The organism is uncultured Bacteroides sp. (assembly GCF_910578895.1).
GTDB lineage: Bacteria > Bacteroidota > Bacteroidia > Bacteroidales > Bacteroidaceae > Bacteroides.
In genome coordinates this window covers 1-10,826 of record NZ_CAJTSC010000078.1, presented here as the reverse complement: position 1 = coordinate 10,826, position 10,826 = coordinate 1, and the positions used below count along the sequence as shown (strand labels likewise).

Genomic DNA, 10,826 nt, shown 5'->3' with positions numbered 1-10,826 from the left:
ATTACAAACTTCACGGACGAGGACGGCAACGACCGCATGAAGGAAACGGTGCAGGCGAACTACCGGCGCATCAAGGAAGAGGTGAAGCAGATTGTGCAGGAGGAACTGGAGCGTATCAAAAACGATCCGGTGCTGTGTAAACTGCTACCAGATAATGAGACTGTCTAACAAGTCCCCAAAATTGAAAATTATCCCTATCGAAGTTTGAAGTGACCCCCAAAAGTTGGATACAATTTTTTTGGGGGGCACTTCAGTTCTGACGGGTAAAATCGTAAAATTCGGACTTGTTAGACAAATACTTACGCGGTTTCAACCTCAGGTACTGAATCTATCGAATTGACAAATTTAACCAATTGCGGATCTGAATCTTTTTGTATGAGGTTTCGGAGACTCTTTTTCAATTCATAAGCATCATCCCCTGCTGTATTTATTAAATCCATATAAAAATCTTTGTTTTGCAGAATCAATGAACGGCATGCCCCATCGGAAATTACAGGTTTCACTATTTTATCAATAACGTCTCCAGCTTGACTTTTCAAATTACCATGCGATCTAAGCCATGTTTCGAAAAATTGAAACTTTATTGCATTGATAGTCTTTTTACCGATGCAGAAATCATTTCTTATATCGGTAACTGTCGATTTAATTTTTCGTTTATCCAATCTTTCAACTATATTCTTGAAACAATTAGGGAAAGGATTCAAACTTTGAGTTCCAGAAGCAATATCCATCAGAATCTTTTTGCCAAATTCAGTCAAGTTATCTGGCAAGGATTTGATTTTAGCCAGTAAATGTTTTATTGCGACAAACCAATAATATGATGTATGTGCTGTTCTTTGGGCGTATAATGTATCAACACTTATTTCAGACAACGCTTCGAACGCTATTTTATTGATATGATCGGTCAGGACATTGCTTATTTTAGTGGTCAAATCGTAAAAAGATGCGTCAGGAATTACATCTTTAATATTGTTCTTAGTGATATACTTATCCAAATCGGTATTCCACTCTGCTAAATGCTCGATAAATACCTCATCCGTTACACCTATTCTGTTCTTAATATCTTCAAATTGGGGCAATATGTCTGAGAGCAATAATTTATAGCCAAGTTTATGATTTACCATGTATTGTAGTGTTTCATTTAATAGCGGTATATTCCATCCCACACTATTTACTAATAAGTCTCCATGATCCACATAATAGTCCATGAGTTCTGCAACATATTTTATATCTCCACCCTCTATTAAGGAAACGGAATGACCATGTGCCAATTGCATGTCGACTAAATCGTAATATCCAGACTCTTTAATGTTTCGGCCATCAGTTTCTAATTCAGAATGCAACTGATTTATGTAGGTTGAATCTAACGTTACAGGTAAAGGTCTTTCTTCGTCAGATGCCAATAAACGATAGGTTGTAAATATAGCCCCTATATTATCTTTATTTACATTCTGTTCATCAATGCAATTCGTGATCGCTTGCAAAAGCGTTGGAAACGTATAGGTAGAATTATCTTTTAACGTTTTTACAATATCTGCATGGTCGAAATTATCGGGTAGTAAGTTTGCCAAATAATTATCGAGCGCCTCCGAATTTGTTGCTACTTGATAATATTTATATGCTTTAGTTGTCGCGTTATCCCGATAGGCAGCATCTGTTGCATTTGCAGCTTGAATATAATCGATAAATGTATTTGGCTTGACTGTTTTTGCTTCAATCAATGACGTAAAATCGCACGCCAACTTATTTTGCGCAATAAACCTGTCTATTGCATCTAACGTTTTGAAATAGTCGCCGCCATTGAAGTCATTGAACCGAACTATCTTCTTATATAATTGAGCAATCACATGGTTTTGGCTTTCCGTGTCTAAATGCAACAGCAGTTCTTGGTATTCGACAGGGAACACCTGCTTCTCTATGGATTCTTTTAATTTCAATTGTGCTATTCTTTGCCATACACGCAGAATAACATCGCTCTTTCGAGTTAATTTATGCAAACAATGTATAATCTTATCGATAAGCGCATTGTCCATACATTGTATAACTTCTTCTAATACAGTGTCAAATTGTTTATTAGTCTCTGCATATTGATTTATGTCGTGGTCTTCTTCTCCGTTGATGCAGCCTTCAATATATTTTTTCAATGGAATTTGTCGAGCATCTTCAACATCGACACCATATACCAAAGCTGCAATTTCGCGTTGTGTTTGCAGATCATTGTTAATTATTGTTTGAATGCCATTCAGATAGTCGCCGGACAATATTTGTTCTACTGGATTTGCCAGAATATCCGTCTTCTTCAAACAGAACAATGCTATGTTTATCATCAAAATTTCGTTACACCACTCTTGTTTAAGAGCGACCATCTCATTGATATATGATATAATTTCCCTAACATTGGCATTAGGATTTACCAATCTGAATATCCGATTTATAGTTTCTTTCGCTTCATTTTCTGTTTCTCCAAATGCTTCAACAAACAGTTTGTTGAATATACTTCGATAGTCGGTAATAACAGGAGGAGCAACACGATAAACAATAGGGAAAGTTTTATTGATAAAATACTTGGTCAGTTGTTTCGTTTGTTCGTCGGTCTCATCTCCGAATGCACAAGCTAAATGTGTTTCATCGAAAGGAATAACAGCCCAAACATTTTCAAAACCGCTATCGGCGAAGAACGTATGGATAGAAGACCATAATTCTTTTACTTTTTCAGCGGGGAGACGATCCATGTTGTCAAAAACAAGGACTAATTTACGTTGTCCTTTTTCCTTGATAAAATCAGAAATGTCTTGCATCCATGTTTTGAACTCGTAAACCGTTGGTTCGTCTTCGCTCAAAGTCTCATAGCAAACGTCCTTTTCGACTTTATCTTGATAAATAGCTAACATATAACTCCATCCATATTTATGATCTTTGCTATATGCCCATTTCCAAACGCACAATGCAATAAGAACTGGCAGTGCAGCTATGATAATAGACAATAAAGAAAACCACCATGTTGTGGGTGTAGGTTTTACTGCATACGCAATAAATGTAAATATCGGAGTTAAAACTGCAACCAAAAATGCCGCAACCATACCATTACTGATAAGGGGATATTTTTCGGTTACGGTCTCCGTTTTACGGGCTAATAAATATTTCAGCTTTTCAGACCATGATACGGTTTTCGTACCTCCACCTTTGACTTTTATTGTTGCATTTCCAGATAGGATACCATCATCAATAAGTTTGCTTGTAAGCAATTCCAATATAGAGCGGCGTTGCAAGTCCTCTTGATGTCCCCATGCGTCATACTCAAAAAAGTAATAGTCGTCTGATAATTCACGTTCCAACATTTTAACCACGTTGGATTTTCCAGATCCCCAAATACCTTCGATGCCGATAATTCGAGGTAAAGTACATTCCTCATCCAATGAATCATTCTGACAAAAATGGCGAGCAATAGTTTTTGCCAACCTTTCTTGCGAACCTCCATCGAATTTGTCAATACCACACGGTTTATTTTGGATAAACCGCGGATATTGCTGTTTGGATTGTAGTTTTGTTTCCATATACGTAATTTATTGATTATACGAACTCCAAATAATTCTCCCGATTTACCACATGAAACTCGGCATAGGGATAGGCTTCTTGGAAGGCTTTCGGTGCGGCCGGCATTTTATTTCCCCACTTGAACTCCAAGGCGGTAAGACTGTCGGCACTCTCCTCAATCAGGTCGATTTCCTGTTTGTCGTAGGTGCGCCAGAAATAGAACTCCCTGTGCAGTCCCTCATTGAAGTTCGCTTTGCGCCGCTCTCCGATGATGTAGTTCTCCCACAGCGCACCGACATCCTGCCGAATGGCCAGCGGTGAGAAAGCCCCGATAATGGCATTGCGAATGCCGTTGTCGTAGAAGTACCACTTGCCAGCTTTTGTAACCTCCTTGCGTAGGTTACGCGAATAAGCCCCCAGACGATAGATAACGAAGACCTTTTCCAATAGGTCGAGGTATTTTTCAACGGTCGTCTTGCTCATGCCGAGTTGTTTACCTAACTCTTCGTAAGAAACTTCGCTGCCCAACTGAAAAGCTATCAATCGCAGTAGATCGCGCATCTTGCTCGAATTTTTTAAGCCGTCAATTGCTAAGATATCTTTAAGCAGGTATGCACCGACAATATCACGTAGGTAGTCTGTTTTACGTTCATAGTTCTCCATCATTACTACTTCGGGATAGGAACCGTAAATCAAGCGCGCTTCGAGGTTCTGGCGGGTTTCAAGTGCCGTTTCCGTCTGTGCGATTTCCCGTTGCGAGAATGGTGTAAGGAGAAATTGCGTACTGCGGCCGACCAACGGTTCACCAGTCTTATTCAGCAAATCGAATGACGAAGAACCACTTGCCAAGACACTTATTCCCGGTATTTCATCAACTATCAACTTCAGAATACTACCGATTTGTGGTATGTTCTGTGCCTCATCAATAGCCAGCAAATCAATACCATCCAATAAATGCCGATAATTGGCTATTGAGCGATTCTCCAATAGTGCTAATGTGTCGTAGTCTTCGCCGTTGAGCATCATCGTCCTACCTGAATAGTTGTCCACAATTTTACGCATCATTACCGTTTTACCAACACGGCGAGCACCAAAAATCAGTACTGCTTTATTGGGCGCGATTCGTGCTGTAATCTTCTCTTGAAGTATTCTATTTACTGTTTCCATACCTTATAAAATATAATGCAAAGATAATCATATTTTTTTAATTGGCGAATTTTACAAAAAAAACGGGCTATTAAATGGCGATTTTTACAACCACAATCTTATGGAAGTTGTTTCATTGTTTTTAGTAATGATATATGTTCATACTATGATGACTCAATAATTTACCAGACATACGTTTCTGAAATTTGTCCTTATAGGAATGAAAAACTCACATATATTGTGCTAATTAATATATAATTAAATGAAAATAAAAAGACAGGATACGAGTATTCCTGTCTTCTCATATGTAATGGATATTTTTTTATTTTCTCATCCGCTCCAACTCCTCATCACGCAACATTCTCTCGTTCAGTTTTTCCTGCATCCTGTCAATGAAATAGGTGCGGCTTTCGTTCTTCCGGCGTTTGATATCAGTGTAGAAGCGGTAGCAGTCTTTAGAATCAACCCCGAATATCTTATAGAGAAGTGGGGCGAGCTGTTTGAGCGGCATATTGCCGTTGTTGATGCAGCCCATCACGTCTATGCCGTAGATAAGTTCCACGAGGTCGATGGCATTGCCCGTCCATTGAAGAAGGCTGGCGGTGGTTTCTGTTGCGTTGTTGGCGGATATTAGTGGTGGCACTTGGGGCGTGGCAAGGAATTTCTGCATCTTTCTTACGAAAGACAGAGCCTTGCTGACGTAGGCGGCAATCTCTCTTTTTTCTTCTGACAGATTACGTACGGGATGGTGCTGCAACTCGATTTCGATGTAGGCAAGCGCGATGACGGTAAGGTTCATGTCCATGCCGCCGTTGCACAGTTCGATCACTTGGGTGGCGAAAGCCGTGTATGCCGTTTCCATATTGCAGTCGCCGGCTTCGTTTATCAGGCGGAAAAAGTCGGTTTCCGCCAGCAAGAAATAATTCATGGTTCTGTCAATTTTGAAAATTACACTTTGTTTTCTGCGTGCGCACATGAATATAATTGGCAAAAAACGCGGCAGAAAATAAAAAATCCAACACTCAATTTTACAAAGTGCTGGATTTCAGAGGTATAAAATTCAGTATTTTTTCACAAGGACAAATTATCTCCGACTTAAATTGTTTGTAATCGGAACATTTATTCTATTCCTGAAAATAGAAATGTATGCTTGCCGCACATTTTGGCTATCTTGCTTTTTATCAAGGATATAGATAATGCGACATACACCGTTGGGATAGCTTTTCAAAGAGGAAAGCGTCCAGTGTTGCTCTGGCAGAGCCGACTTAAAAAAATGTCGTCCGCTTCCGGATATGAAAGGAACGGTGTATAGTATGATTTCATCCACAGCGTGCATCCGCAGCAGTCCGTTTATATAGTCTGCCGTGTCCGGTGTGGCTTCCGCGAGGTAACGGATGTTTGTGCAGTCTTTTCTCCATTCGTGCAGCATTGAAATGGAATAGTCCGGTGTCACACGGTAAAAGGCTTTCTTCCTGATTTCATCAAGACCGCAACGGTCAAGGCACAAATCCTGATGTGCTTTATCATATAACTCTGAAGAAAGACATCCGTCCATCGTCAGTACGGCGAGAATCTGAACTTTACCCATAATCGTTTCCTTTCGTTAGGCAAGGGTAAAAAAGTAGCGTGCAATTCACACTACCTTCAAGCGATGGCTCTGGTAAAGCCTTTACGGAGAGTACGTGAATGCACGCTATGCGTAAGCATAGCATAAGCATCACGCAATCGTCTCCGTAGTTCCAATTTACCAGATTTTCGCTTGAAACGCCTTGCGGTCTTATCCTATATGTTGGCGGCGAAAAGCTCCTGCCAATCGCCGTTTTTCTCAAATGTTATGCAAAGATAGCCAAATTCAGTGAATTACGGGCTATGATTGCTTGAATTTATATTTAAGTCCATACTCTTCAAGTTTGCTGTATAGTGTTGTCCTGCCTATGCCGAGCAGTTCTGCGGCGACACTCCGGTTGCCGTTTGCCTGTTTCAACGCACGCAATATCCGCTCCTTATCCTCCGCGTCATTGCGCAAGGCGAAGCTGACAGTAGAGGTCGGTTTCGTCACGGCAAGTTCCAGATGCTCTTTCATGACAACACCTTCCTGCGCCTGCAATACAGCACCCATAACTTTCTGCCGAAGTTCCCGCACGTTGCCCGGCCATGCGTGTGTCAGCAACGCTTTACGTGCTTCGGAACTGAACCCGCTCACGCTACACTCCAGCTCTCTGTTTGCCATATCACGGAAGAACTCTGCCAGCGGCATAATGTCTTCTTGACAGTCACGCAACGGAGGAACGGTTATCCCGAAGTCGTGCAGGCGGTACAGAAGATCCTGCCGAAAACGCTTTTCATTCACCGATACCTCCAAATCTTCATTGGTAGCAGCGATGATGCGGACATTGAAATTCCGGTCTGCCTTGTCTCCGACCGGGCGATACCGCCTCTCCTGTATGGCACGGAGCAACATCTGTTGGGTTTCCAACGCGAGGTTTCCTACCTCGTCCAGAAACAACGTGCCGCCTTCCGCCTCATGGAAATATCCTTTCTTGGCATTGTCCGCACCTGTAAATGCACCTTTGACGTGTCCGAAGAAAGCCGACGGTGCAAGCTCTTTGGAGAGTGAACCGCAGTCCACCGCCACAAATGGCTTGCCTGCACGTTTGCTCTTGTCATGCAACAGGTGGGCAATATGCTCCTTGCCCGTGCCGTTCTCACCAAATATCATCACGCTCATATCGGTGGCGGCTACCAGCCTTATGCGGTGCATGATTTTCTGAAAGGCGGAACCTTCACGGGCGAATATAGGCATACGGCGTTGTCCTGCCTGACGTTCTTTCAGTATGGAACGGATCAGGGGGACAAGTTTATCCTCCACAAGCTGTTTGGGAATATAGTCTATCGAGCCGAGTTTCATGCTTTCCACGGCGGTATTAACTTCGGCGTAGTCGGTCATAATGATGAAGGGCTGCATCTTTCCCTCCTTTCGCATCCAGCACAAAAGGTCTATGCCACTGCCGTCAGGCAGACGCAGGTCGGCAACCACGATATCATTATCTGTTGCCTGTTGCAGATGTTTCTTCGCGGTTGAGAGGTGGTAAGCCTTCATATTGCGGTAGCCCTCCCGTGACAGCATATTGCAGACATATTCGCAATACACGATGTTGTCTTCCACCACAATTATTTTTGTCTTATTCATCTTCGTATTTTCTCCTTTCCTCTTCTGCCAACCGTATTATTTCCACTCCCTTATCCAGCACGGCAGTCACGGCATGGCTTAACGCTTCACCATCCGGGAGAGCATCGCCACGAAGCAATCCGTAAAGTACATTCAGCGGTTGGTCGGCACGGAGCACCTCCCACGAACTGCGCAGGTGGTGGATCAGGGAATCCAGCTTTTGCAGGTCTTTTTCTTTTGCTGCATCCCGTACCGCCTGCATTTCCTTTTCTGTTTCAGTTATCAACTTTTCCAGCATGACGGATTCATTGCCGTATGACAGCAGGGAGGTGAAATCCGGCTTTTCATTCCGGTTGCCTTTCATGGCGCATTTGTCTGAAACCTCCATCAGTTCCGATATGGAAAACGGCTTGAACAGGCAACCGGCGAATCCACGTTCCATTAGCTCCTCCTTGTCGCAACTGCCCGAAGCGGTTGTCACGACTACCGGAATAGTCTTTGAGTTGCCCACATTGGAGGTGCGCAGCAGTTCCAACAGCTCGAAGCCGTTAATTTCCGGCATATTCAAATCCGTCAAAAGCAGGCTGTATTCTTTCCGGCGTATCATTTCCATCAGTTCCGCCGCATCGGTGCAGGTGTCACAGTGTATCCCTTCCTGTGCATACATTTCTTTCAGCATCAATAGTAATACCTCGTCATTGTCAATGGCAATCACATCATGGAATGTACGGTCATGATGAATCCTTGTCTGATTTATCCGTTCCGGCAGTTCCCCGGCTGTCTGCATGGGTATTTCCACCGTGAAACGGCTGCCTTTGCCTTTCTCGCTCTCCAGCCGTATCGTGCCGCCGAGCATTGACACGATACGCTGAACGATGGAAAGTCCCAGTCCGAAGCCGTCTTTTGCGGCGGCGTTTGCCAGACGCTCAAACGCACCGAATACCCGTTGCTGTTCCTCTTCGGTCATTCCTGTGCCCGTATCTTCGACGATAAGTTTCAGGACACCGTGATTGTAGTCCGTTGTCAGAGAAACGCCACCGTTCTCCGTGAACTTGATGGCGTTTGACAGCAGGTTGTTGCCGATTTGCAGGATACGTTCCTTATCGGTCACTACAACTTCGTCCGTGCGGTTCGTCACAGTAAGAATCAAGCCCTTATTCATGGCGATAGGCATAAAATCCGTTTCAAGAATGTGCGTGATTGCCGAAATCCGGCAAGGAGAGAAATTCGGCTGCTCTTTGCCGTTATCCAGACGAAAGAAGTCAAGTAGGGTGTTGAGCATTTCGCGCATACGTTCAGAGGATTGCTGAATATTTTGAATATACATCCCGGTTTTATCCGTATTGCAATTTTTCCGCATTAACCCGGCATAACCAATTATTGCTGTCAGCGGTGTACGCAGTTCATGGGTGATGGTATGTACCGCCTTCTTGCGGGAGGCTATCAGTGCCTCGTTCTGTTCAATAGACTGTTGCAGTTGCCCGATTAAATCCGTCGTTTCTTGTTTGTATCGCTTGATACGGTTGATATTTCGATGGATGATGATATAAGAAATGACCAATAGCAATAGAACGAATCCTGTCAAGCCGCCAATTTGAAAGAACGACCGTTCCCGCATGGCGGCTATTTCCGCTTCCCGTTTCTGTAAGTCTGCTTGTACTTTCCTGTCTATTTGGCAAATCAAACCTTGTAACAGACGGTTAAGTTCCGCATTTCGTGCAGCAAGACTATCGGTATGTTCTGACAGACGGCGGTTTTGCGCTTGTTGCTCGGCTATCATATTCCGATTGAGGGAGCGTAGCATCGTGGTGGTCTCTGTGGCTTTCGTTTCCTCTTTTTTGCCGAAAATGCCCAAGAAACCTTTTCGTTTCGATTTCTTGGGCTGTTCCTGCACACTTTTCTGCACGATTACAGGCACTTGACGAGCTATCTTTTCATTGAGGGTCTGTTGCTGTTCAAGCACCTCCATGATTTGGCACATCTGCCGTTCCTTATCTTCAAAAAGATGCCGTACCGTGTCAATATGTTCTGTTAAATAAGCAGTCTTCAAATTACATAATAAATTATCCAATATCAATCTTTTGGAACGATATGAGTTTACATCTGCCGCATTCCATATAAACATCGTTTCTTCTGATAGAGATAACTCAATAAGTTGCATGTGAATACTATTTACCTCTTGCCTCAAATGGTTTATGTAACGATATTCTTCTTCTCGTTGTTTAATATCGTACCATTCTTCATGCCAGATATAAATAACACCACACATCAATAACGTAACTAATGTATAGCCTATCGTAATTTGCACCTTAAGATGTCTGCTATGATTGATTTTTTTCACTTGCAGATAGTTTTACTTATTTTACGTCTTCTTCTGGTACATATATTATTTCTCCGTTTTCCAATTCATAAGCGATACCTACTTTTTTACCACGTTTATCGTTCTTTTTATTTTGGTCTTCGGAGGGGGTGTAGCGATTGATCTTTTCGCCCTCCTTGGTTATAATCTCCATATTCTCCTTGCCGGGGTTCTTCACCATCGTAAAGTCCTCCTTGCTGAACATCTCCGTCATGTTGTAACGGCTCACGAGCGCCACCATGAGCGCCACGGCGAAAACCATGGCCACGTCGAAGAGGTTGCTCACGACGCTCATCGGGTCGTTGTCCTCCTCCCTTTTCAATAGTCTGCGTCTCATGCCCCGGTCCGTTTTTCATTCAACAGTTCTGCGACAAATTCAAGGTCGGTCATGTCTTTCAGGTACCAGCGCTGCTTGACCTGCCCCGTGATGAATCCTATGGCTGCGGCGAAGAGGCCGACCACCGTGGTGGCGAAGGCCACCTGCATATTGTAGGCCATCGAGGCGATGTCGCCCGTCGAGAGGCCGACCAGCGCGGGTCCCATCGGGATCAGGGTTCCCATCAGTCCGAGCATAGGCCCCATCTTGCCGAGGGTCTTCGAGGTTGCGAGGTCCTTGTC

Annotated in this window: 7 protein-coding genes and 1 pseudogene; all 8 read right to left on the bottom strand. The window is 43.4% G+C overall.

What is annotated here, in order from left to right:
* Positions 1 to 299: 299 nt before the first annotated feature.
* Positions 300 to 3,554, bottom strand: a complete 3,255-nt coding sequence (locus QZ327_RS13445; RefSeq protein WP_294620110.1) for a P-loop NTPase fold protein — start codon at positions 3,552 to 3,554, stop codon at positions 300 to 302.
* A 16-nt stretch (positions 3,555 to 3,570) separates the two neighbouring features.
* Positions 3,571 to 4,701: an ATP-binding protein gene (locus QZ327_RS13440; RefSeq protein ID WP_004291480.1), complete on the bottom strand. Its 1,131-nt coding sequence runs from the start codon at positions 4,699 to 4,701 to the stop codon at positions 3,571 to 3,573.
* Between the two features lie 301 nt (positions 4,702 to 5,002).
* Complete coding sequence (locus QZ327_RS13435; RefSeq protein ID WP_004304269.1) at positions 5,003 to 5,608, bottom strand: RteC domain-containing protein; 606 nt, start codon at positions 5,606 to 5,608, stop codon at positions 5,003 to 5,005.
* A 246-nt stretch (positions 5,609 to 5,854) separates the two neighbouring features.
* Positions 5,855 to 6,268 (bottom strand): annotated as a pseudogene (locus QZ327_RS13430) (deaminase); the annotation flags it as partial.
* A 279-nt stretch (positions 6,269 to 6,547) separates the two neighbouring features.
* Positions 6,548 to 7,870 (bottom strand): sigma-54 dependent transcriptional regulator, encoded by a 1,323-nt coding sequence (locus QZ327_RS13425; protein WP_004291471.1) that lies wholly within the window; start codon positions 7,868 to 7,870, stop codon positions 6,548 to 6,550.
* Positions 7,863 to 10,118, bottom strand: a complete 2,256-nt coding sequence (locus QZ327_RS13420; protein WP_294620112.1) for an ATP-binding protein — start codon at positions 10,116 to 10,118, stop codon at positions 7,863 to 7,865. The genes QZ327_RS13425 and QZ327_RS13420 overlap by 8 nt, the downstream gene beginning before the upstream one ends.
* 88 nt (positions 10,119 to 10,206) lie before the next feature.
* On the bottom strand, positions 10,207 to 10,545 hold the full coding sequence (locus QZ327_RS13415; RefSeq protein ID WP_172500329.1) for a DUF2149 domain-containing protein: 339 nt from the start codon (positions 10,543 to 10,545) through the stop codon (positions 10,207 to 10,209).
* On the bottom strand, positions 10,542 to 10,826 hold a 285-nt coding region (locus QZ327_RS13410; protein ID WP_294620104.1), incomplete at its 5' end, for a MotA/TolQ/ExbB proton channel family protein. The genes QZ327_RS13415 and QZ327_RS13410, both read right to left, overlap by 4 nt.

Coding starts and splice junctions, on each gene's coding strand:
- QZ327_RS13420 (WP_294620112.1), bottom strand. CDS start 10,118: ATGTGTGGTGTTATTTATATCTGGCATGAAGAATGGTACGATATTAAA.
- QZ327_RS13415 (WP_172500329.1), bottom strand. CDS start 10,545: ATGAGACGCAGACTATTGAAAAGGGAGGAGGACAACGACCCGATGAGC.
- QZ327_RS13440 (WP_004291480.1), bottom strand. CDS start 4,701: ATGGAAACAGTAAATAGAATACTTCAAGAGAAGATTACAGCACGAATC.
- QZ327_RS13425 (WP_004291471.1), bottom strand. CDS start 7,870: ATGAATAAGACAAAAATAATTGTGGTGGAAGACAACATCGTGTATTGC.
- QZ327_RS13435 (WP_004304269.1), bottom strand. CDS start 5,608: ATGAATTATTTCTTGCTGGCGGAAACCGACTTTTTCCGCCTGATAAAC.
- QZ327_RS13445 (WP_294620110.1), bottom strand. CDS start 3,554: ATGGAAACAAAACTACAATCCAAACAGCAATATCCGCGGTTTATCCAA.